We start from the raw sequence: 24,322 nt of genomic DNA on the forward strand, positions 1-24,322 counted from the left end.
CTATGAATGCAGCCAATATCCTTAAACCTGCGCTTTCACGCGGAGAAATTCAGGTTATTGGGGCGACGACATTTGCTGAATATCGTAAGTATATAGAAAAAGATGCCGCGCTTGAACGCCGTTTTCAGCCCGTTACGGTTGAAGAGCCTTCAATTGACAATTCCGTTGAAATATTGGATGGCATCAAGGCTTACTATGAAAAATATCATGGCGTAATTATCGATGATGAGACTGTTAAACAAGCGGTAATGCTTTCAGAGAGATACATTACTGACAGATATCTGCCGGATAAGGCAATCGACCTTATCGATGAGGCTGCATCTGCTGTAAATATAGAGGATGCTGAAGCAGACAGGATATACCGTCTGCGCGATGAGCTTGGATCTGTAAATAAGGATTTGGATAAGGTTCTTGCGGAGAATCCCGATAATTACGAGACGATTGCCAAACTGCGCGGTCGCCAGTGTATGATAGCTGAAGAAGTTCGCGAGCTTGAAAGCAAGAAAAATGTACTTCATATTACAATCGACAGCCTTGCAAAAGTTATTGAACTGTGGACTGGAATCCCTGCAAGTAAGATCAAAGAACAAGAATTTGTAAAGCTTCTAAACCTTGAAGATACCCTTAAGTCAAGGATAATTGGGCAGGATGAAGCAATTAGCTCTGTCGTTGCGGCAATAAAAAGAAACCGTGCAGGCATAAGCCCGAAAAGGAAACCTGTATCATTTATTTTTGCAGGCCCTACAGGGGTTGGAAAAACAGAACTGGTAAAACAGCTTTCTACATGTCTTTTCGACTCTCCTGAAACTTTTTTCAGACTTGATATGTCTGAATTTATGGAGAAGCATAGTGTTTCACGTATTATTGGAGCACCTCCAGGATATGTCGGTTATGACGAGGCAGGTCAGCTTACGGAAAAGGTTAGGAGAAAGCCATATAGCGTAATACTGTTTGACGAAATCGAAAAAGCGCATCCCGATGTGCTGAATATTCTACTCCAGATATTAGATGATGGTCATATAACAGATGCACACGGAAAGACTGTGAATTTCGAAAACACAATAATAATCATGACCACGAACGCGGGCTCATATAAGCATGAGGGCCAGATAGGCTTTAGTGAAAAGGAAGGGCTTGCGGCTCAAAACAAGTCCTTAAAGGCACTTGAAGAAATAATGCGCCCCGAGTTTATAAACCGTGTTGATGAAATAATAACTTTCCGTCAGCTTGACGAGAAAGATTTTAAAAAGATTGCAGTTATTATGCTTTCTGATCTTAAAGACGGAATGGCGAATAAAGGCATTGTACTTTCGTGGGACGACAGCGTTCTTGATTTTCTTGTGAAAAAATCGTATTCAACTAAATATGGGGCAAGAAATCTTAGAAGGTCAATAGAAAAACAAATTGAGGACAAAATTGCCGGAACAATGATAGATAATTATAATACTATATTAAGAGAAATGAAGCTTTCCGCAGATGAGGAAGAAATAAAAATTCTTATATAAGAAGAGGCTACAATTAAAGGCGCACGAGTTGCCATAAATTCTTTTTATCATAAAAAACATCGAAAAGTGTTGACAATATCCCGTTTATATGGTAAATTATTATGGCACTCAAAATGCAGGTGTAGTTCAATGGTAGAATTCCAGCCTTCCAAGCTGGTTACGTGGGTTCGATTCCCATCACCTGCTCCATTATGCGCCTGTAGCTCAGCAGGATAGAGCAACTGCCTTCTAAGCAGTGGGTCGGGAGTTCGAGTCTCTTCAGGCGCGCCAAATACGTGAAGGCGGTAGCCTTGTTTTTTTATTCGGTGGGTATAGCTCAGCTGGTTAGAGCGCCAGATTGTGGCTCTGGAGGCCATGAGTTCGAATCTCATTATCCACCCCATGTCTTTTAGGGCGGTGCGGTTATTCAGTTGTTCTGAATTGAAGTATCGCCTTTTTCATATAATGGGATGTAGCCAAGGGGTAAGGCACAGGACTTTGACTCCTGCATTCCGCTGGTCCGAATCCAGCCATCCCAACCAAATTTTGAACTTTAAAATCTTTAATTCAATGGAATTTCGGATTTTAAAGTTTGTTTTTTATATAGACATTAATAATGAGAGAGCTTGCGCTCTCTCATTATTGTTTAAGAGTGATTAGTATTTTCCAAATTCGTTATCATTTAAAATTATTTTTGGCTTATTTTTAACATGTTTATCGGTTGCTTTTTTTATCTCATTGTATGCCGAAATGTCTTCAAGCATTTTTAACAGTTCTGGATTTAATTCATTTAAACTCGAAGAGCTGCTTTTTTTCAATTTAAACTTACTGACCATCTCTTTTAATAATTCAGCCTGGCTGGAGAGCTCTTCGCTGGCAGCAGCACTTTCCTCAGAGGTAGCTGAATTAGTCTGAACGACCTGAGATACCTGCATTATCCCTTGGTTTACCTGGGCAATGCCGGATGCCTGTTCATTAGAAGCAGTTGCAATTTCTCCTACTAGGGATGTTGATTTTGATACGCCATCAACGATATTATTGAGTGCTTCAGCGGTATCACTGGCAAGTTTTGTTCCTGCTTCAACCTTTTTAATTGTTCCCTCAATCAGAACGGTCGTTTCTTTAGCCGCATTTGCGGAACGTGCTGCAAGATTCCTTACCTCTTCGGCAACAACAGCGAAACCTTTGCCGTGCTGTCCAGCCCGTGCTGCTTCCACTGCGGCATTCAGAGCGAGTATATTGGTCTGAAATGCTATGTCATCGATTACTTTTATTATTTTTGAGATATTCTCCGACGCTTCGTTGATTTCGTTCATAGCGTTAAGCATTTCTTTCATCTGCTCATTGCCAGCTATTGCAGCATTTTTAGATGTAATAGAGAGATGGTTAGCCTGGTCAGCATTTGCAGCATTCTGCTTTGTCTGTGAAGCGATTTCTTCAATAGATGAAGTCAATTCCTCAATGGAGCTTGCTTGCTCTGTTGACCCTTGAGATAATGACTCGCTGAATCGGAAACTTGTCTTGAACCTGATGCAACCTGTAGTGCCGATGAATTTATATCATTTAACACATCATTAAATGCTTTTATGATATTGTTTAAAGAAGATTTGATTTCTGAGAAATCTCCTCTGTAATCATTATTGATGTTAATGTTCAGGTTTCCGTTTGCCATTTCAGTCAGAACATTTGAGATTTCATTTATATAAGATGACAACGTACTGACTGTATCATTGAGCGCATTTTTTATGATTGCATGATCACCTTTATAATCGCCCTTTACACTCACCTTAAGATTTCCTTTAGAAACTTCTTCAAGAACTGCAGACGCTTCCTGAACTGGCTTTATTACAGTTTCTAGGGTTGTATTGAAACCATTAACTATGTTTGCATAAGCCCCATTGAACTTATCTATATCTCCGCGGGTACTTAAATTTCCTTCTTCAGAAGCTTTAGATAACATCTCAGTTTCTGCAATTAACATCTTGAGCGTTTCAATAACTGTTTGCAAGCTCTTTGATAAAATATCATTTTCTGATTTTACAGAAACCTTAATGCTTAAATCTCCAGTTGCGATTCGATCTGCTGCTTCAGCCTGACCTTTAATATTTTTCACCATTGTATCAAAAGATGACATTAACTTTCCGATTTCATCCTTTGTTGTTGCTTTGACGTCTACATTAACGTCACCAGTTGATAATTTATCAGCCGCTTCTTCTAACTTTTTGATTGGCTTGCTGATTATATTTGAAACGAAAACGCCAAGCACCACGGCCACTACTACTGCTATTAAAACGATAATTATCATCATAACAGTTGTACTCTGCGCTTTTGAAGAATAGTCGTCTGATCTTTGTGTACCAATAGACACTTTATTGTCGACAAGCTTATCTATTGATTGTTGGATACCGCTGGCAACCTGCGAAGCGCTTTGAAGTGCAGCTATTGCCTGGCCTTGCTGCCTCGATGTTGTCTGATTGGTTTATAATTCTCTATCTGTTTTTTTAAATTATCAAATTCGCTTTGTACTTACTGCGTTTGTATGCTCTTTTGAAAGTTAGCAAGATTTGTATCTATATCTTTATCATACTGAGCAATTTTATCGGTATATGTACTTATGTTACCCTCTTCAATAATAGCGTCTCTGATCACGCTTCTGGATTCATGGAAATCTGTTGAAACTTTTCCGATTTCACCAAGGGCTGTACCGAAGTTTACAAATAAATCACTGTATCTTTGGTCGGCACTGTTGATATTAACTATTCCGACAACACCAACGATGCCAGCTATAATTGCAACAATAAAAAGCTTATTAATAATTTTGCGGATATCCTTAAGTTATAAAACCATTTCATATTGTTATCTCCCTTATATCTTTGTTATATTGTCTATTTCTTCTTCGCTTAGGAGCTTATTGCAATCGAGTAGTAGCTTAACTTCATTATCTGCCTTGCCAATCCCCTTGATGTATTTACTGCTGTTCCCACTTAATTCAGGTGGTGGAACAATCTCTTCATCGGGAATTGAAAGTACTTCTGAGACACTATCGACTATTAAGCCGATAGATAAATTTTCAATATCAATAACAATTACGCATGTCTTGCCATCATATTGCTTAAATTGTTTTTTAAATCTTAGCCTTATGTCCATGACCGGAATGATCTTGCCCCGCAAGTTGATGATACCTTTTACATATTTCGGTAACTCCGGCATCTCGGTTATTGGCTGAATCCCAATAATCTCAGTGACATATCTGATTTCAATGCCGAAAGTTTCACTTCCGATTAAGAATGTAAGATATTTTCCTTTTTGTGTATCTTCTTCTTCCACCTGAAGTTGCGCCGTTGTTGTTTCTCCCATTTCAACAATCCTTTCTTATAATTTAAAGATGTATTATTACTTGTTCTGTCACCCCCCCATAAAGAAAGTTGGTTGATATAAATTTCCCTAAATCACTCCCTTTTACATAAATATTGCCTTATGGCAGACTAATTATACTAAAGTTCACCTAATTAGTATAGTATATTAGGTGAGTTTATACAAAAAATGTGAACAAATAATTAATTGAGCCTTAAAATTTGTAATAACTTTACTACAAATTTTAAGGCTCAATTAATTCTACTCAAAATATTATTAAATTCCCATGTCAGATAAGGTGGGAAAAACGCTTTGCAACTTGCCTTTCCTCGTGTTTAAAATTTAAAAAGATATTTTGGAATCTATTCCTTGATCTTTCTATAGTGATTGTTTCGAATTGATTTAAATTGGTGTTTCTAAATATTCCAGCACGCGGAGTTTTGAAAGCAAATGATTTTTTATATGACTTATCACCAAGGGTTATAAAAGCCAGATGATAATATTTTTTGGCTTCTCTAACTACTTCTTTATTATATTTGCCATATGGGTATGCTACGATATCGACTTTCTTGTGAGTCAAATTTACAAGTTCTGTCTTCGATGACAAGAATTCATTATCTATCTGCTCTTCTGTACACTGGCACAAGTTAGAGTGTGATGCAGTATGGCTTTGAATACTAACCAAACCGCTGTCTGACATTTTTTTTATTTGTTCTCGTGTCAAGTAGTTTGGTTTGTCTATGTAGTTAGTAATGACAAAAATAGTAGCTTTAACATGATACTTTTTTAAGACTGGAAAAGCATAAGTATAATTGTCACGATAACCATCATCAAATGTAATAACAACAGGTTTTTTAAATTTAGACGCATGAGGTAAATCATCGGCAAAAATACTGGTATAACCATTATTTTTTAAATATTTAATTTGTTGTTCAAAATTATCTGGTCTTACAAATAAACTATCATTAATAGAAAAAGGTTTTTCTAATACACTATGGTACATATACACCGGGACTCCTGCTTTTAAACCAAAAGCAAAAATAAACGCAGCCAAAATTACGGCTGCAATTCCGATAAATAAATATTTGACTAATTTACTTTTAATAAAGAATTGCATAGTTAAAAACTCCAGAATTAATATGCATTATTATACCGTATATTTTATACCAAACGCTATTTTATGGTCAGCTTTTTCTTACCATCACATAAATATACCAAATGGAACAGGATATGTCAATACGATTACTTAATATTTATCTGCACATTTAATCACTATTAAAATTAGTAAAAATTATATTTGTAAAATGACTTTTTGCATAATCAGAGCTCTCCAAAAATATAATGCTTATAGGCGGATTAAAGCTTAAAAAGGAGAGAACACTATGGAAAATATGGAAAAATCAGAGCATAAATATTGTGAAACCGTATACGATAATCACGGAGATGTTGTTCGCGAGGCGGATATAATAGTACCTGATTATTATCCTGACGTACTGAAAATAGTTAGGGCGGATGCTATTCCGGTTATTACTTCAGTAGAGCCGTCAAAGGATAAGGTGACTTTGTCAGGAAATATAATGATGGTTGTACTTTATATGCCTGAAGAAGGGAATACTCCGCAGGCGCTGCGCCAGACTTTTGATTTTGAAAGTGTTATGCCTGCAACCGGTGTAGCAGAAAACAGTATGCTGTTTACGAATATCATGCTAAATTATATCAACTGCAAAATGCTCAATTCAAGAAAACTTTCATTAAAAGTTGGCGCTGATATCCATGTTAAAGCCGAAAACTGCGGAATGCTGTCTGTTCTTACACCGATTTCAGATATTGAAACTCAGGTTGAAAATATGCATATTTGCAATATAACCGGAAGAAGCGATAAAAGTATTAAGATTGAAGAAGACATAGAAGTGCCGGCAGCGAACCCGGCTATTGCAAACCATCTCTACAGTTATGCCGATGCAAAACCTGTTGAGTATAAGGCTATCAACAATAAGATTATTGCGAAAGGCGTTATTAATGTACATACGCTTTACACAGCGGATGGCAGCGGTGATATTCAATATCTTGACAGCGAAATTCCTTTTTCGCATATATTTGATATTGACGGTGTTGACGATAGCAGCATGTGTATTGTCGATATGTCTGTAAATGCACTAAAGACTGAAATATATGAAAATGACGGCGGCGAAAACAGAGTAATCGCTTGCGAATGTGATGTCCGCTGCTGCGGAACCGCATACAACAATGATGAATTCGAATATTGCACAGACGCTTTTTCAACCGGCTATGATTATAAATGTGACAAAAAAAAATATCATATTTGCAGCAGTATGGATTTTGTAAACTTAGCGGGTAATGTTCGGGAAGTGGTTGACTTTTCGCGTGAGATATCCAGAGTGTTTACAAGCAGCGGGACTGTTACAGTCCTTAATGCTGATATTGATGACGGTAAACTTAACGTTTCAGGGAATCTCAATATATCAATGCTGGCGCTTATGGCTGACGGTGATCTTGACAGCTTGGAATCTTCAGTTCCCTTTACCATAACGACTGCTGCTGGAAATGCGCCGCGTGGCTCTGTTATCGACAGTAAGCTGGCACTTGATTCATTTAGTTTTGTAATATCCGGTGCAACTGCTGTTGAAATAAGGGCATCAATTGGCGGCGTAGCGATTGTAAAACGTATGGACAAAATTGAAGCGGTCAGCGATATGTCTGTTGACGAGGAAAAGCCTAAAAAACGCGCAGGAGATTATATAGTGCTTTATTATCCGTCTAAAAATGAAAGTATTTGGGATATTGCGAAACGTTATAATGTTAAGGTGTCGTCAATAAAAGATTTGAATTCATTTGAAGGCGATGTTTGTGACAAAAACATGCTTTTAATACCCAAAAAATAAATTGACGGGTGTGCAAGGCTGTGCTATAATCTTCTTCATTAAACGGTAGCGGCAGTTCCAGCCTCTACCGTTTAAAAATGGAGGAGAAACAATGGGCATAATGGAAATCGTGCTTATCGGACTGGGACTGTCTATGGATGCAGCGGCTGTTTCGATGTCCAATGGCATGTGCGGAAAACAAATTAAACTCAGCAAGGCAATTGAGATAGCCCTATTATTCGGAATATTCCAGGGCATTATGCCTGCAATCGGGTATTTTGGCGGTGAATTGTTTGAGGATCAGATAAAGGCTATTGACCACTGGATCGCACTGATTCTTCTTGCGGCTATTGGCGGTAAGATGATATATGAGGCTACCAGACCTCAAAGCAAAGAGACAAAACAGATGGAGCTTAGCACAGGCGTTCTTCTTGTTCAAGCTATTGCAACAAGCATTGATGCACTTGCGGTTGGAATTGGTTTTGCGGTTCTGTCCATTAATATCTATTTTGCAGGCTCGATGATAGCTTTGATAACTTTTATATGCAGTCTGGCATCTGTTTATATAGGAAAACGATTCGGGGCAATTTTAAGCAACAAAGCTGAGATTCTGGGCGGGGTAATACTTATTTCTATCGGCGCTAAAATATTCATAGAGCATATGTTTTTCAATGGTTGAGTGGCAATTAATTTATATAAGACGTTTTCGTATGAATGCGTCTTATTTTTTATCATATTTTTTATCTCCTCACATATACATTTATTGAAAAGCAAAATGAGGAGGAAAAGCTATGGATAAATACAATATATATGCCGATATCGCAAGGCGGACTCAAGGCGATATTTATATCGGTCTCGCCGGGCCTGTGCGTACCGGAAAATCTACATTTATCAAACGCTTTATGGAAAGTCTTGTCTTGCCCAATATAGAAGATGCAGCTAAAAAAGAACGTGCGCACGATGAATTGCCTCAGAGTGCGGCCGGCAGAACGATTATGACTACCGAGCCGAAATTCATTCCCAATGAAGCTGTTGAGGTAAAACTCGATGATAATGCGCGTTTTAAAGTCCGTCTTATAGACTGCGTTGGCTATGTAGTACCGGCTGCGCTAGGCTATATTGAGGGCGAGGGCCCCCGTATGGTTCATACTCCATGGGATGAAGAGAGCATGCCCTTTGACCGCGCAGCGGAAATCGGCACAAAAAAGGTTATTACAGAACACAGCACCATAGGTCTTGTTGTTACAACTGACGGCAGCATTGGTGAAATCCCACGCAGTGCATATGTTGACGCTGAAGCACGTGTAATAGGCGAATTGAAAGCGATTGACAAGCCGTTTATAACCCTGCTTAATACCACCAAACCGAACGCTCCGGAAACTGAGCAGCTTCGCGATGAGATGGAAGAGCAGTACGGAGTACCCGTTTTGCCTGTTAATATAATGGAGATGGATGAAAACGAGATCCGCAACATTATGGAAAAGGTGCTGTTTGAGTTCCCCATAAAGGAAATCAACATTACACTGCCGAAATGGGTAGATGTGCTTGAAAATACTCACTGGCTTAAAGCAGGAATTTATGGTACTATTCTCGAATCGGCGGCTGATGCACAGAAAATACGTGAAATCGGCGGCATCGTTGACGGCATTGGTAAGAATGAAAACGTTAAAAACACCCATCTTGCGGGAATTGATCTTGGAAAAGGCATCGGCTACATAGATGTTAATGTTAATGATGACTTATTCTATCGTGTTTTGGGTGAAAAGAGCGGCCTTGAGATCAACGATGAAGAAAGCCTTATCACGATTATTACAGACTTAGCGGCAGCAAAACGTGAATATGATAAACTAAAGTCTGCGCTCGATGATGTTCGTGAAAAAGGTTATGGTATCGTAACTCCTACTATAGATGAGCTGCGGCTTGAAGAGCCTGAAATTGTAAAACAGGGCGGCAAATTTGGAGTAAGACTTAGGGCAAGTGCTCCTTCGATCCACATGATGATGGCAGAAATCCAAACCGAGGTATCTCCCATTGTCGGAAGCGAGAAGCAATCAGAAGATCTGGTTAAATATATCCTTTCCGAATTTGAGGAAAATCCGACGAAAATTTGGGAATCCAATATTTTTGGCAAATCCCTTCATGAGCTTGTTAATGAAGGACTGCACAGTAAGCTTTCAAAAATGCCAGATGATGCACGCTATAAACTGCGCAGCACACTTGAACGCATTATTAACGAGGGAAGCGGAAGTCTTATCTGCATAATTCTCTAAAGCGTTAGAGCCATAGCACTCATTTTGCTTTCAGGGCGCGGAGCAATTCCGCGCTCTTTAATTTTTAAAAATATATTGTTTAAGTGTTTTTTTAATGTTACAATGTCGGAAGAATGTTTATAAGGGAAATACTTTAGAGAGTTTAAAAGTATAGAGAGATTGAAATTTAGAAGGAGCTAAAAATGCAGTATACAACTTTTGAAAATATAGGGCTAAAAGTTTCAAGATTCGGACTTGGAACAATGCGTCTGCCTATATTGCCGGAAGCTGGCGGGGACGCCAATAGTGAAAAAATAGATAAAGAAAAAGCGATCGCAATGATACGTTATGCGGCGGATAACGGGGTGAACTATTTTGATACCGCACATATGTATCATAATCATGCAAGCAAATATTTACTTGGGGAAGCATTAACTGGCGGATATAGAAAACGTGTCAATGTCGCATCAAAGATTCCGGCATATGCAATCAACTCTTATGATGATTTTGATAAACTCTGGAACGAACACCTTACAGCGCTTCAGAGCGATTGTATAGAGTTTTGCCTTTTGCATTCACTGACCCGCGGCAACTGGGATAAGATGAAAGAGCTTGGCGCCGTGAAATATCTTAAAGAAGCAATGGCACAGGGGAAAATAAAATATCCCGCGTTTTCATTCCATGGCGACATCGACACTTTTAAAGAGATAATAGACAGTTTCGACTGGTGTATGTGCCAGATACAGCTCAATATCATCGACACTGATATACAAGCAGGGATTGAGGGATTAGAGTATGCGGGGAAAAAAGGCATACCTGTCACGATTATGGAGCCGCTTAAAGGCGGCAAGCTTTCTATAAACGTGCCTGATGATATAAAGGCCCTTTATAATACGTATCCGGTCAAACGTTCACCTCAGGAATGGGCATTCCGCTGGCTTGCTTCACTGCCGTATATTAAACTTATCTTAAGCGGTTCAAGCAGTATGCAGCAGCTTCAGGATACAATGGAGATTTTCAGCAAGCCTGATTTTGGCAGGATGTGCGATGAGGAATATGCCTTAGTTGCGAAAGTTAAAGATGCTTATCTTGCAAAGACAAAGGTAGGATGCACCGGATGCGGATACTGTGTTCCGTGCCCTGCAGGTGTTGCTATCCCGAATATTTTTAAGATGTACAATGATGCATTTATTTATGATAACCTCGATGCCCATGCAAGGCATTATTCCGATTATGTAAATAGCGGAAAGTCCGCTGATAGCTGTGCCGAATGTGGAAGATGTGAGGGCTTGTGTCCACAGGGGATACCAATTATACAAAAACTTAAAGAGGCACACAGGGTGCTCGCAAAATAATGCGTTAACGGGCTTTTATAACTCTATTTTGTGTAAAAAAGATAGGGGAACAAAGAAGTTAAATACAGCATTGACAAAAAATAAAAGCTAAAAAGATGTTATTGTGGTTGACATTAATGTTTTTTTCTTTTATAATTATCAATGCTGTATTTGCTGTTATAGCTCAGTCGGCAGAGCACTTCCTTGGTAAGGAAGAGGTCACGCGTTCGAATCGCGTTAACAGCTCCAATATTCAAAAAACCCGCATGGAATTCCATGCGGGTTTTTTATATGCCTAAGTGTAATTTCTATTTACTATTGCAATGATATATACTGTATATAAAAATCACCGTTCTTTAATGGTATTTCTTTAAACGTAAGCGTCCTAGTTTTATATGGCATAACTTCTCCACGAGGATTTTTAAATTCAGTTTTATTGCTGCAAATATCTTTTCTGACTTGTTCTAAAAAACCATCTCCAAATTCCTCTGTTAGCGTATCATATATCCTGAAAACACCCGTTTTTGTATAATCTTCATTAGTTTTTAAAGAAACTAAATCTACAAAATACCCGCCGCAACCATAATTCACAAAACAATATTCTTTTTTTGTGGAATTATAAGAATAATCATTATTAGAATCAGTTTTAACAGGGTGATTTAATGTTCTGTTAAAATATTGCTGAGTGATTTTATCTATATCACCCTGTTTAACATTAAGGTATCCTTTTTCTGACGTTTTTTCAAATGATCCTTCTTCAAATAATTTATCGAATGCATATGCAAGTACGATATTGTCTGGTATATCCTCAGTTTTATCGAATGTTAATTCAGTTAGTGCAACAAATAGATCCTCTTTCTTAGCAAAATAATCAAAATAATTTAATTTCATGTCTTTAAAGCTGTCATTTGATTTCTCGTTGGATGTCTTAGGCTGATTATTCGATTTATTTAGCTGACTGCTTGTTGTTTGGGATGGCGTTGAATCTTTGCTAGGCACTGAGTCTTTGCTAGGAGTTGAATTCTGTTGATTTGCATTTGCAATATCAGGGTATTCTTGCGTCGAAATAGTATCCTGCCCCTTGTCAGTTGTATTATCTTCTTTTGGTTTTGAAGAACATCCGATAAAGCAACTTAATATTAAAGTAAATACAAGCAAATAAATAAAGTTTTTTGTTGGGATATTAGCTATAATTATCAAAGAAAATATTCCGAAGCTATGCAGTCATGAAGTTTTTGCCTGAACTCCTTAAATCTAGAATTATCAAGTGTGAGATGTACCCGATTAGTAAGCAGAACCACGAATAATCCTCTGTCAGGGTCGACCGCAATAGAAGTGCCCGTAAACCCAGTGTGGCCAAAGGATCTTGCCCCGAATAATTCACCCATAAACGGTAGTTCGCCTCTCATCAGCTTAAATCCCAATCCTCTGTTCTGAGCCATGCTGGGAGTATAATTTTGTGTTGCAAGCCGTATGGTTTCTGGGCTTAGGTATGTTCCGTTAGCTGTTTTGCCTCCGCATGAAAGCATAGAGGTAAGTTTGATCATGTCGTCAAGCGTACTGAAAATGCCGGCGTTTCCTGAAACGCCGCCTAAAAAACGCGCATTCTCATCCTGAACGGTGCCACAAAGATAGGAGTTTGTTTGCGGGTCATTCGTATATGCAATATTGCTGCCGGCAGGATGGTATGTTGTATTGGTCATGGAGAGAGGGTTAAATACATACTTTTGCGATAATTTATCCAGAGGTGATCCACAGCACTGTTCCAATATTTTTCCTAGCAGAATAAATCCCATACAGCTGTAAATTACTTTACTTGCTGTCGGGCAGGCAAGCGGATAATTTAAAATAGCCTTTACTGTTTCTTCTGGATTTTGGGCGTATTTACTCAAGTAAAAATGACTGGTGATACCGCTGCTGTGCGTCATCAATTGCCGGATAGTTATTGATTTTTTATCATCTGGTGTTTCAAAGAATTTATCCAGAGTGTCGTCTAGCCTTAGAAGCTTTTCTTCAAAAAGATGAAAAGCAATCATTGAAGTAACGACTATTTTAGTGAGACTTGCAATGTCATACAGCGTTTCAGAGGTTACTGGAATGCCGGAAGGCGTAAGGCTTGTATTGCCACAACAGCAGTTTAGCAGAACCCGGTCACGTACCCCTACTGCCAAGGCGGCTGAAGGAAAAATTTTATCATTTAGACCTTGCTCTATCATATTTAAAGTTTGTTCAAACATAGATTTACTTCTTTCTAAGTTTTTTACGAGTAAATTAAGTATTTTTGAGCCTCTTTTTTGAAAATATCCAGTTTCTTTTTTTCACTTTCGATAAAAGGAAGCGGCTCAAAGTCATCACGGAATATGGCATCCGTTCCAAGCAAAAGCTCAATTGTTTTGCGACTGCGGATTTCTAAAAACTCAAACTCATTATAATTTTTGCGGATAAAGTCGAGCATCAGCAGACTTGTCTTGAATGATTCAAAGACATCTCGATTGGTAATATGAAGCTGAACTCCGCAGCAAACCTGCCCTGCGTACTTTGAAAAGGTAGGATTAAAGTATGTTTCACGAAATTTAACACCCTCAATGTTATAAGATTGCATATGTTCGATCACTTCATATGCGTTCAGCCACGGCGCGCCTATTATTTCAAACGGTTTTGTTGTGCCTCTGCCCTCAGACAGATTGGTTCCTTCAAACATACATGACCCTGTATAGCATAATGCTGTTTCAATGGTCGGCATATTTGGCGACGGCTGAATCCAAATAAGATCGGTGTCGTCATAATACATATCACGTTTCCAGCCCGAACATGGGCAAACGGTAAGATCACAAGCAATAGATTTTTCAGAGTTTATATAGGACGCAAATTCACCGATAGTCATCGCGTATCGGGTTGGCAATGCATATTTGCCGACAAAAGATGAAAAACGTTCATCCAGCATTGTTCCTTCAAGTTTAATACCGCTCAGCGGATTTATATGGTCAAGCACAATTAACGGAATCTTATATTTTGCACAGTCTTCCATCATGTTGGTAAGCGTATATAAATAAGTATAAAAACGCAACCCTACGTCCTGCATGTCAAAGACGACAGTATCTACTTGGCTTAATGCGTCTTCTGCCGCGTGGCGGGTTTGACCGTACAAGCTGCAAACAGGAAGCCCTGTTCTGCCGTCAATAGATGTTCCAACCTTGTCACCTGCCTGTGCGTTACCCCGAATCCCATGCTCTGCGGAAAAAAGACAGGTCAGATTATATTTTTCATTTAATATATCGATAGTTGATTGCAAATCCCTGCTGACACCAGTGGGCCCGGTCACCAGTCCAAGCCGTTTGCCCCTCAGTTTTTCATCGACTAAGTAAAGATTGTCTATCCCATTATTAATACATGCTTTCATTTGTACTTCGCTTCCTATAAATAGCAATTTATAAAGATTTTATTTCAAAGTGTCTAAAATGTCAAATAATCATGAAAAAATTGACTTTTTAGGGTGGCTATAATACTATAGAATACATTATTAGGGTTAAACCATACACAAAAAATAAAAGAGGAGAGGCTGCAATGACGCTTGAACAAAAGGTTGGGCAGCTTTTTGTAATCGGATTTGACGGGTACACGCTTAGTGATAAGGTTATAGAGCATATAAGAAAGAATCATTTCGGAAATGTGATTTTGTTTGCTAAAAATGTACGTGATGCGCAGACTACAAAGTCGTTAACTTCAGAAATTCAGAAATTGATGGAGGAAGTTTGCGGCGTTCCCGGTTTTATATCGATTGATCAGGAAGGCGGCATGGTCACAAGAATATTTAACGGCGCCACCTTTATGCCGGGCAATATGGCTTTTGGCTCGGCGGCAAGAGAGGGCGAAACCTATCTTGAGGGGCGTTATGTGGGGCGGGAACTTAGAGAATTAGGCATCAATATGAATCTTGCGCCCGTCCTTGATGTTAATAGCAATCCTAATAACCCTGTTATAGGCGTCCGGTCTTACTCGGACGATCCTCAAAAAGTTGCCGAACTTGCCTCCGGTTATATTAGAGGCATACAGAGTGAAGCTGTAATTGCCACAGGCAAACACTTTCCGGGGCATGGAGACACCAGTCTGGATTCCCATTATTCCTTGCCAAGTGTTAATAGATGTCTCGAAAGTATAAAAAACACTGAACTTGTTCCTTTCAGGAGGGCAATAGAGTGCGGAATCGGCGCAATTATGACATCACATATTTTGTTTCCCGCAATTGAGCCTGAAAAATTGCCAGCAACACTTTCATATAAGATCCTGACAGAGCTTCTTCGCCATGAACTCGGCTTTAATGGACTTATAATTACCGATAGTCTTGAAATGAATGCGATTGTCGAGAACTTTACAACTGAAAAGGGGACGCTTAAGTCTTTTATGGCTGGAGCTGATCTGTTTTGCATCAGCCATACCCCTGAAAGACAGGCAGGCACATATGAGGCAATATTAAGAGCAGTCAGGGATGGCGTTATATCTGAAAAAAGACTGGACGAATCGGTCGACAGGATACTTGACGCAAAAAGTCGATTGAAACAGCAGCGTTTCGAGAACATGGGTGTTGATGAATTACAAAAGCACAGGGTTTTTGCTAAAAAAGTCAGCCGGGGGAGCATTACACTTATAAAGGATGCAAACAGACTACTTCCATTAGACTCAAAGGATGATAAAACGCTTGTAATATCCACTCAGCCTAAAGTCACCAGCAATGCTGATGACAGATTAAAGTCCAATACAAGTTTTGCTGAATGGTATGCAAATAAAACAGAAGCAAAAAGCTATACTATCTCCGCTGAGCCGACGGACGAGGAGATAGAAAACGTTTTAGTTATGGCGGGAAACTATAAAAAAGTTATTATTGCAACCTACAATGCTGGGATTTATACTGCACAGGCAAAACTTGTTCGTGAGCTTTACAGGCAAAACAAGAATTTGATTGTAGTTATGCTGAGAAATCCATATGATATTAAATGTTTTCCTGAAATTTCGTGCTGTGTAGCTGCTTATGAATATACGCCGCTGTCAGTGGAAAGTGTGACCGAAGCTCTCACAGGTAAAATCCCGTTTCAGGGAGTTTTGCCGGTAAAATTATAATAAAAATAGGTGAAATTACATGAACATAGGCAGCCTTACTACAGAACAAATGAATGAAAAATCCAGTCATATCGACAATTGCAGCATACCTGAAATTCTCCAGATAATTAATGAGGAAGATGGCAGGGTGCACATTGCCGTTCAGAAGGAGATAGGGCATATTTCGGCGGCTGTTGAGCAGATCGTAAAAAGCTTTAAAGCCGGAGGCAGGCTGTTTTATGTTGGTGCAGGCACCAGCGGACGGCTTGGCATTCTTGACGCGGCTGAATGCCCGCCTACCTACAGCACAGAGCCGAATATGGTGCAGGCAATAATAGCCGGAGGAAAAGATGCTGTATTTTCTGCTGTTGAAGGCGCGGAAGACGATTTGCAGGCGGGGGCTGATGAAATTGTTCGACGTGGGGTGAATGAACATGACACAGTGGTCGGGATCGCTGCAAGCGGAATCACTTCGTTTGTTATCGGGGCGATCAGACAGGCTAAACGACTAGGTGCGTCTACGGTTGGAATCAGCTGTAACCCAGACTCTTTGCTTGAAAAAGAGGTTGACTTTCCCATAACCCCTGTCGTAGGCCCCGAAGTTGTCACGGGGTCGACTCGGATGAAATCAGGCACTGCACAGAAACTAGTGCTCAATATGCTGAGTACCTGTACTATGATTAAATTGGGCAAGGTGTACGGCAATCTTATGGTCGACGTAAAGCCCAGTAATCAGAAACTGATCAACCGCTGTATACGCATAGTAATGAAAGTGTGCGGCGTGTCAGACGCAGATGCCCAGAATGCGCTTGAGAAATTCGGATACAATCCCAAAAAGGCTATAATTCTACTTAAAACGCAGTCATCGCCAGATCAGGTGGAAGAAGCACTTAGTAAAGCTGACGGCTTAGTTTCCGGCGCCATCGAATACATACTAAAAAAGTAATAAGAGGTGTCAAGTGTGAGCTTTTTAATAGGGATAGACGGCGGTGGAACAAAAACCATTCTCAAAATTGCTGATTTAGACGGGAAAATTATAAATTCAGTCACCGGAGGCCCGTGCAACATCAACTCATCCGATTCTGAAAACATTGAAGTAATGCTTTCTTCGCTTTTATCAAAAGCAACACGGGATATCGGGCTGGATTTAGAAGACTGCGCCTATCTATGTATCGGAACTGCAGGCGCAGGACGGGAAAATGACAGAAAACGGGTAAAAAAAATAATTCGCTCCGCCGGGTATAAAGGTGCTTTAAAAGTGACAGACGATGCCGTTACTGTGCTTAGAGCAGGGGTCGAACACGAAGGGATTATTTTGGTTTCCGGCACTGGATCTATATGTATGGGATGCACAAGTGAAGGAAAAGTTGCGCGCGTCGGTGGATGGGGACATATAATAGGGGACGAGGGCAGCGGATATGCAGCTGCCGTATTAATTTTAAAGGCTGTTATGCATGCGTATGACGGACGGGGACTGAATACTAAGCTTAAAAATCTAGTGCTGGGACATCTTGATTTTGAAAATGAGGAACAGCTAATCGCTTATGTCTATCAGCAGGGAAACGGCAAAAATGAAATTGCTGAAATTTCTGAGATGTTGGTGCCTGCTTGCGAGGAAGGCGATAGCGCTGCAATCGCTATCATCAAGTTTTTAGGAAAAGAACTTGTTGAGCAGGTTAGCACGGTTGCCGGCAGACTTGGATTTGAAAAACGGCAATGTCCGCTTGTAATAAGCGGTGGATTTATAAACAATAATCGTTTTTTGCTTGAAGAGGTTCGAGAGCTTATTAAACAGCAGTATCCGCTTATGAAAATCGAGAAGCTTACAGGGGATGCTGCGGATGGCGCCGTTCTTTTAGCTGTGGATGAACTTAAGAACACATATAATTAATATAAATGCACATTAGGGATAAAGGTTAAAAAAATAATTCTCCTGAACAGACTTTCAGGAGAATTTATTTTTATATATCTAATAATTTCGAAAGTTCATCGCAGTCTGTGAGCGGAGGTCTGCATCCGAATGAGCCGCATACATAAGCTGTTGCTTTTCCACCGATTGGAGGCCTTTCAGCCGCATTAGAAAGAAGCGCATTGGTGACTTCGAACCCTTTTCCGAAAACATAAGATAGTACAAAGGGATGGTATCCAGAAAGGACAGACTGAAGTTTTTCTAAATCTTCTCCTGCCGTTATCCCGACACTTAAGGCTTGATGCTTCTGCATCAGGGCTATTAACTGTCCGGTATAGGCGTAAGGAGCCCGCTGTAATTCATCGCCGGAGGCGAGAATGATATTTTCGGCATATTTTTCAAAGCGGTCGTTTTCGGTCATCAATGACAAACGGCTGAAATTATAGGCGGCAATAGCATTGCCGGAAGGGAGAGCTCCGTCGTTATAGTTTTTTTGGCGGATCGGCAGGTCGGAAACATCTTTTCCTGACAAAAATAAACCGCCCGTTTCATCTGAAAACAAATTTAAAATCTGTTCAGACAGATCTATCGAGGAGGCAAGCCATTTTGGATTATAGGTTGCCTCGTAAAGCTCTACAAGTCCCCAGAGAAGGTATGCATAGTCGTCAAGTACTGCCGGGTGAGCGGCCTCTCCATCACGGTAACGTGCCATAAGCCTTCCGCTTACAAAAAGATTTTTGAGGATAAAATCTGCCGTTTTCTCAGCCTGTTCTGTATAGGATTTTTCTTTTAACAGCCGTCCGGCAACAGAAAGTGCGGCAATCGCGAGCCCATTTGAGGACGTGAGAATTTTATCGTCCTTAAGAGGGGGAACCCTGCCGCTGCGCATGGTCAGCAGTGAAGAGTGGCGGGTATCGCCCGATATAACGTCTTTTCCTATACGGTTTGGAATGTTGTTTCTTTCAAAATTTCCGTTTTCGGTTATATCATAGTCTGCACAGTATTGCCTACCTGCGGTATCACCCAAACATTTTATTATTTCGGCAGGCGTCCATAAATAATATTTTCCCTCAACGCCCTCGCTGTCTGCGTCCTGCGCGGTATAAAATCCGCCTTCAGGGCTCAGCATTTCACGCATACAGTAATCTGCAGTTCGGCGCGCAGTTTCCTCATACCTTTTATCAATTGCAACGCTTGCCTCGGAATATGCCATCAGAAGCATAGCGTTATCATACATCATTTTTTCGAAGTGCGGAACAAGCCAGCGGCTGTCAGTGGAATACCTGAAAAATCCGCCTCCAATATGGTCGAAAATGCCTCCCTGTTCCATGCCTCTTAACGTTTTATTTACAAGCTCAAACGCTTTTGATTCGGGATGAAGCATGCCGTAGCGAAGCAGAAATAGCAGATTGTGAACGGAAGGAAATTTGGGGGCTCCCTCGAATCCGCCGTATACCTTGTCAAAGGACTGTTCGAACTGCTCATACGCAACTACATTTACAGAAGTGTCAGGCGGTGTTAAAGAGTCACTGTGCTTTTTAAGGTAATCAATAACGGTATCTGCGCTTTTCTCGATTTCACTCTGCTTTGTCGTCCATGTTTCATTTATACTGTTTAAAAGTGATATGAGGCCCATACGCCCCATGCTGTCTTGCTTTGGGAAATAGGTGCCCGCAAAAAATGGACGTCTGTCATGCGTCAAAAAAGCTGTTAATGGCCATCCGCCAGAGCCGTTCCATGCGACGCATGCTTCCATATATAGATGGTCGATGTCCGGGCGTTCTTCACGGTCAACTTTTATGCTTACGAAATTTTTATTTAAAATGTCCGCGACCTCATTATCTTCGAAGCTTTCACGTTCCATTACATGACACCAGTGGCAGGAAGAATAACCTATACTTAAAAAAACCGGAACGCCGCGGCGGGCAGCCTCTCTAAAAGCCTCGTCACCCCATGGGTACCAATCGACGGGGTTTTGAGCGTGCTGTAAAAGATATGGCGATTTTTCGTTTGCTAATCTGTTGGACTTTTGCAGGACACTCTTGTTTTGCATATTATCACGCTCGCTTTAATTTTTAATAAATGTAGTATAACCCAAAAAGCTATCAGGTATGACTGAAAGCTTTTTGTTATAAAATTAAAGGATTTTTGAATAAAGTAAATGGTGTACATTTTCGAGTAGCTGCACAAAAGAGTCAATGTCTGAATTATCAAAACAGCGTTTAGGCAAAATAATAAATCTGTTTTTTTCGTAGTAGAGAAGAAAGAGATTTCGTGATTCTATGACCTTTTTAAAAAAAGACCATTCATATTTTGTTTCTCTGTGTTCAGTTCTCAAAAATACTAAATCCATCGAAAAACTATAGTGATATTCTTGCTTGGATTTAGTGATGGTCTTGTATTGATTTAATGGCAGTAGATATAGCCTATATATAAACCACATAAGAATAAGTAAGTATATTGTAAATAATGCAATGACTTTAGTTGAAAACCCATTGGTCATTCCTGCGTATAATATTCCTGCAATGAAAATCAATATGCAGGGAAATAACAACCAAGTGTAGGACAATTTATTATTTGCTAATACAATAGCTTCCCGAAAATCAGAATCCCTGTATGTAACCTTCACCACTATGTTGTTCATATTAAACCTTAAGATATTTTGATGGCATTATTCTAAACGTATTTTAGTCTCCAAAATAACAAATGTCAAATTATGAATAATAAATATTTATATACGATAAGAAGTGTTGACAAAAATTGCGGTTTGGTATAGTTTTGTTTATAGTTATTTTTGGAGGGATTTTATGAGTTATTTGGAACAGGTATCAAAAGAGCTTTTTGAATATAAACCTGCTTTAACAAAGAGAGAAGATTTTGATGAGTTTTGGGAAGCTACTATCAAAAAAGCAAAATCAGTCCCGCTAAATTCTAAGATGGAACTGTATGATTATCCGAGCAAATATATTAAAGTGTACTCAATATCATATAATGGCTTTGATGACACAAGGATTCATGGCTGGTATATAGTGCCGCAGTTTACTGATATGAAAAAACTTCCGTGTCTCATTAATTTTCATGGTTTTACTGGGAACAGGGGTATGCCGGCTGATTTTATGATGTGGGTCATGCAGGGCATTGCCGTCATCTCGGTAGACTGCCGCGAGCAGAGCGGAGAAACCGGAAACTCAGCTGTTTACACAAGCGGTTCTATGCAGAACGTTATTTCAAAAGGCTTGCTTGATAAAAATGAATATTATTTCAGAGCCGTTTATATGGACTGTCTAAAAGCAATAGATTTTGCGGAGACCTGCGATAAGGTCGATAAAGATAGAATCATTATTCACGGCGGAAGTCAGGGTGGGGCACTTGGAATGGCGGTCTGCGCTCTCGACAGCAGACCATGGCTTGCAATGGTTGACGTGCCCAGCAACAGCAATATTGAAAAAAGAGTCGAGGGTTCCTATGGCTCCTTTTCAAGCGTCAATGATTATCTGAAGAAGTATCCGGACAGGACTGACAGGGTTTTTGAGACGCTGAGTTATTTTGACACAATGAATATGGCCGACAGGATAAAATGCAAAGTGCTTGCGTCGGTTGCTCTAAATGATAACACATGCCCAGCTAAACTTTATTTCGCGTCTTACAACCGCATAACAAGCAGAAAAGAGATAAAGATTTACCCATTCAACGGACACGAAGGCGCAAAGGCTGTGCATAATGAAGTAAAACTGAGGTTTCTTGCTGATAACTTGAAATAACTTTTTTCAGTATTTAAGAAAGTTAAAAAGAATATATTTATAATGGGATTTTATTTAAGGGTGTGATCGAATGGAAGAAAAAGAGAAATTTCACACCGTTCGCGGATATGAGCTGCTTAATCAAGAGAAAAAATCCCTTACGCCGGCTATGGAAGACTATCTTGAGATGATTTACAGAAACAGCCTTAAAGACGGCTATGTTCGCATAAACACACTTGCAGAATTATTGAACGTTGCCGCGCCCTCTGTCACTAATATGGTGCAGAAGTTGAGCCGTATTGGACTTATTGACTATAAAAAATACGAATTGATTTTTTTGACAGACAGGGGAAGGGAAATAGGCAGTTTTCTCTTGCAAAGACACTTAGCTATTGAACAGTTTTTGAGAAATATTGAAGCCGGCGATGAGCTTTTGATTGAGACAGAACTCATAGAACATTCTATTGGAGACAAAACGCTGAGTCGGATAGAAAGCTTTAATAAATTTTTTAAAAACAATCCTGATATAAAAAAAGCGTATATTGATTTTTTAAACGATAATAAAGCATAAATTAATGCAAAAAAGCCTTTTAATAAAAAGGCTTTTTTATTTTGTCCAATATATATTTCACACAGGGATTTTTATAAACATATCCTAAAAATGACAGCAGATTTAGCCGGAACTAAAGTTTTTAGTTACTGTTAATTCTGCACGGAAGTTAAGGAGGTGTTTTAAACTGAATGGAATTCCTGACGTGAATATTAATCCATCAATTTTAAATGTCAGAACTGCCGGAAAATCATATAGTTGGACTGTAAAGGTAAGGCAGTTTTTAAGTTATATAGGACCTGCGTTCATAGTAAGTGTGGCGTATATAGACCCTGGAAATTTTGCAACTAACATAAGCGGAGGCTCGGTTTTTGGATATAAGCTTATATGGGTCATCCTATGGAGCAATTTGATGGCGATTTTTCTTCAGTCAATGTCTGCAAAGCTGGGTATCGCAACTGGGCGCAATCTTCCAGAGCTGTGCGGAGAGGTGTTTTCGAGAAAAACAAACTGGGTTTTATGGGTGGTTGCAGAACTTGCAGCAATGGCGACTGATCTTGCCGAATTTCTCGGCGGAACATTAGGGTTTTACCTGTTACTTAGAATACCTATGGTTTACTCCGCAATACTTACATGTATAATTACTTTTATAATCGTATACCTTGAAAAGTATGGGCAAAAGCTGGTTGAAAGCATTATTACTGTGCTTGTTGTGGTCATAAGCGCTGCATATGGGATAGAGCTTTTTCTCGCTAAACCGGACTGGGTGCAGGTCGGGCTTCATACAATACTGCCGTCGCTTCCAAACGGAAAAGCAGTCTATTTAGCGGCAGGGATGCTTGGAGCAACGGTAATGCCTCATGTAATATACCTGCATTCCCAGCTTGTACAATGCAGAAATACTTGTAATAGCGAGCTTAGCAAAAAAAAGCATATCAAAATGGAAAGGATAGATATAATAATCGCGATGAATATCGCATTTATAATAAATGCGGCAATGGTTATTGTTTCGGCGTCTGTGTTTAACAAAAACGGTATTATCGTGGATACAATTGAACAAGCACATAAGTCGCTCGAACCGCTTCTCGGATCAATGTCGAGCATGATATTCGGTATCGCGCTTCTTGCATCGGGGCTATCCTCATCGGCTGTCGGTACAATGGCGGGACAGACAATTATGAAAGGATTCGTGGGACTTGACATTCCGCTGAACCTAAGAAGAATAATAACAATGGCACCCGGAGTTTTGATCATAGCGCTCGGAGTAAACCCAATGGATGCACTTGTTTTAAGTCAGGTATCTCTTAGCTTTGCGCTGCCCTTAGCAATCATACCAATGATTATAATTACTAACAAAAAGAGCCTAATGGGGCGTTTCAAAAATACAAAACTTGCCACCATAATAGGATATTGCATTACAGCAATAATAATAACGCTGAACGTAATGCTTTTGTTTTGCACATTTTCTGGCCGGGTATAACACTTAAAAAATAAGCCTGATAGCGTAAAAGCTTTCAGGCTTATTTTTTGTCATTTTATTTCATTAGGAATAATTTTATCAATAAAGCAAATTATATCATATATCGAAACGAAGGGGGAAATGCCATGTTTCAGTTCCTGCACAGGGACAAGCAGAAAGTTATTGACGAAGTGCTTGCGAATCAGCGAAGTGCAAATGCAAATAAAAAACTTGCAAGTAATATGGACGATAATGTTCAGCTTATGA

General features: G+C 39.6%; 18 protein-coding genes, 5 tRNA genes and 1 pseudogene. 16 read left to right on the forward strand and 8 right to left on the reverse strand.

Translation table 11 applies throughout. The features are described 5' to 3' along the window. From Q8865_06100 to Q8865_06120, 5 genes are all read left to right on the forward strand, one after another. On the forward strand, positions 1–1,505 hold a 1,505-nt coding region (locus tag Q8865_06100), incomplete at its 5' end, for an ATP-dependent Clp protease ATP-binding subunit (GenBank protein ID MDP4152997.1). Positions 1,506–1,620: 115 nt separating this feature from the next. Next, a tRNA-Gly gene (locus Q8865_06105) sits at positions 1,621–1,694 on the forward strand. A 4-nt stretch (positions 1,695–1,698) separates the two neighbouring features. Beyond that, a tRNA-Arg gene (locus Q8865_06110) sits at positions 1,699–1,775 on the forward strand. A gap of 35 nt (positions 1,776–1,810) precedes the next feature. Further along, a tRNA-His gene (locus Q8865_06115) sits at positions 1,811–1,887 on the forward strand. Between the two features lie 63 nt (positions 1,888–1,950). After that, positions 1,951–2,026, forward strand: a tRNA-Gln gene (locus Q8865_06120). A gap of 114 nt (positions 2,027–2,140) precedes the next feature. Here the strand turns inward: Q8865_06120 and Q8865_06125 are convergent. The 4 genes and pseudogenes from Q8865_06125 to Q8865_06140 form a co-directional block, all read right to left on the reverse strand. Then, positions 2,141–3,789 (reverse strand): annotated as a pseudogene (locus Q8865_06125) (methyl-accepting chemotaxis protein). Positions 3,790–4,010: 221 nt separating this feature from the next. After that, a complete protein-coding gene (locus tag Q8865_06130) occupies positions 4,011–4,244 on the reverse strand; it encodes a hypothetical protein (GenBank protein ID MDP4152998.1) in 234 nt (77 codons plus the stop codon). 105 nt (positions 4,245–4,349) lie between these two features. Continuing rightward, complete coding sequence (locus tag Q8865_06135; GenBank protein MDP4152999.1) at positions 4,350–4,841, reverse strand: chemotaxis protein CheW; 492 nt, start codon at positions 4,839–4,841, stop codon at positions 4,350–4,352. A gap of 286 nt (positions 4,842–5,127) precedes the next feature. After that, positions 5,128–5,955: a polysaccharide deacetylase family protein gene (locus tag Q8865_06140; GenBank protein MDP4153000.1), complete on the reverse strand. Its 828-nt coding sequence runs from the start codon at positions 5,953–5,955 to the stop codon at positions 5,128–5,130. 265 nt (positions 5,956–6,220) lie between these two features. Here Q8865_06140 and Q8865_06145 point away from each other — a divergent pair, with 265 nt between their 5' ends. The 5 genes from Q8865_06145 (at position 6,221) to Q8865_06165 (ending at position 11,552) form a co-directional block, all read left to right on the forward strand. After that, the gene (locus Q8865_06145) at positions 6,221–7,741 is read left to right on the forward strand and encodes a DUF3794 domain-containing protein (GenBank protein ID MDP4153001.1); all 1,521 of its coding nucleotides are present in this window, start codon (positions 6,221–6,223) and stop codon (positions 7,739–7,741) included. Between the two features lie 91 nt (positions 7,742–7,832). Continuing rightward, positions 7,833–8,399 (forward strand): manganese efflux pump MntP family protein, encoded by a 567-nt coding sequence (locus Q8865_06150; GenBank protein ID MDP4153002.1) that lies wholly within the window; start codon positions 7,833–7,835, stop codon positions 8,397–8,399. A gap of 112 nt (positions 8,400–8,511) precedes the next feature. After that, the gene (spoIVA, locus tag Q8865_06155) at positions 8,512–9,990 is read left to right on the forward strand and encodes a stage IV sporulation protein A (protein MDP4153003.1); all 1,479 of its coding nucleotides are present in this window, start codon (positions 8,512–8,514) and stop codon (positions 9,988–9,990) included. A gap of 182 nt (positions 9,991–10,172) precedes the next feature. Then, positions 10,173–11,324 carry an aldo/keto reductase gene (locus Q8865_06160; protein ID MDP4153004.1) on the forward strand — a complete coding sequence of 384 codons (1,152 nt, stop codon included), beginning with the start codon at positions 10,173–10,175 and terminating at the stop codon, positions 11,322–11,324. A 152-nt stretch (positions 11,325–11,476) separates the two neighbouring features. Continuing rightward, positions 11,477–11,552, forward strand: a tRNA-Thr gene (locus Q8865_06165). Positions 11,553–11,618: 66 nt separating this feature from the next. Here Q8865_06165 and Q8865_06170 read toward each other — a convergent pair. The 3 genes from Q8865_06170 to Q8865_06180 are packed head-to-tail and all read right to left on the reverse strand — an operon-like array spanning position 11,619 to position 14,703. Continuing rightward, positions 11,619–12,503, reverse strand: coding sequence for a hypothetical protein (locus Q8865_06170; protein MDP4153005.1), 885 nt, complete (start codon positions 12,501–12,503; stop codon positions 11,619–11,621). Then, the gene (locus tag Q8865_06175; GenBank protein ID MDP4153006.1) at positions 12,500–13,540 is read right to left on the reverse strand and encodes a serine hydrolase domain-containing protein; all 1,041 of its coding nucleotides are present in this window, start codon (positions 13,538–13,540) and stop codon (positions 12,500–12,502) included. Before Q8865_06175 ends, Q8865_06170 begins: the two co-directional genes overlap by 4 nt. Before the next feature lie 23 nt (positions 13,541–13,563). Then, on the reverse strand, positions 13,564–14,703 hold the full coding sequence (locus Q8865_06180; protein MDP4153007.1) for a DUF1343 domain-containing protein: 1,140 nt from the start codon (positions 14,701–14,703) through the stop codon (positions 13,564–13,566). A 164-nt stretch (positions 14,704–14,867) separates the two neighbouring features. Between Q8865_06180 and nagZ the strand changes: the two genes are divergently transcribed. Genes nagZ through Q8865_06195 form a run of 3 tightly spaced genes read left to right on the forward strand, consistent with a single transcriptional unit; the run spans position 14,868 to position 18,288 of the window. After that, positions 14,868–16,418: a beta-N-acetylhexosaminidase gene (gene nagZ / locus Q8865_06185; GenBank protein ID MDP4153008.1), complete on the forward strand. Its 1,551-nt coding sequence runs from the start codon at positions 14,868–14,870 to the stop codon at positions 16,416–16,418. Positions 16,419–16,437: 19 nt separating this feature from the next. After that, positions 16,438–17,343, forward strand: coding sequence for an N-acetylmuramic acid 6-phosphate etherase (gene murQ / locus Q8865_06190; protein ID MDP4153009.1), 906 nt, complete (start codon positions 16,438–16,440; stop codon positions 17,341–17,343). Between the two features lie 15 nt (positions 17,344–17,358). After that, the gene (locus tag Q8865_06195) at positions 17,359–18,288 is read left to right on the forward strand and encodes a BadF/BadG/BcrA/BcrD ATPase family protein (protein MDP4153010.1); all 930 of its coding nucleotides are present in this window, start codon (positions 17,359–17,361) and stop codon (positions 18,286–18,288) included. Between the two features lie 70 nt (positions 18,289–18,358). Here Q8865_06195 and Q8865_06200 read toward each other — a convergent pair whose 3' ends face one another. Continuing rightward, on the reverse strand, positions 18,359–20,359 hold the full coding sequence (locus Q8865_06200) for a thioredoxin domain-containing protein (protein ID MDP4153011.1): 2,001 nt from the start codon (positions 20,357–20,359) through the stop codon (positions 18,359–18,361). A 754-nt stretch (positions 20,360–21,113) separates the two neighbouring features. Here Q8865_06200 and Q8865_06205 point away from each other — a divergent pair. The 3 genes from Q8865_06205 (at position 21,114) to Q8865_06215 (ending at position 24,076) form a co-directional block, all read left to right on the forward strand. Beyond that, positions 21,114–22,067, forward strand: coding sequence for an acetylxylan esterase (locus tag Q8865_06205; protein MDP4153012.1), 954 nt, complete (start codon positions 21,114–21,116; stop codon positions 22,065–22,067). 70 nt (positions 22,068–22,137) lie between these two features. Then, positions 22,138–22,617, forward strand: a complete 480-nt coding sequence (locus Q8865_06210; GenBank protein MDP4153013.1) for an iron dependent repressor, metal binding and dimerization domain protein — start codon at positions 22,138–22,140, stop codon at positions 22,615–22,617. A 190-nt stretch (positions 22,618–22,807) separates the two neighbouring features. Beyond that, positions 22,808–24,076: an Nramp family divalent metal transporter gene (locus Q8865_06215; GenBank protein MDP4153014.1), complete on the forward strand. Its 1,269-nt coding sequence runs from the start codon at positions 22,808–22,810 to the stop codon at positions 24,074–24,076. Positions 24,077–24,322: the final 246 nt, after the last annotated feature.

The sequence above is a fragment of the Bacillota bacterium genome (assembly GCA_030705925.1).
Lineage (GTDB): Bacteria > Bacillota > Clostridia > Oscillospirales > Feifaniaceae > JAUZPM01.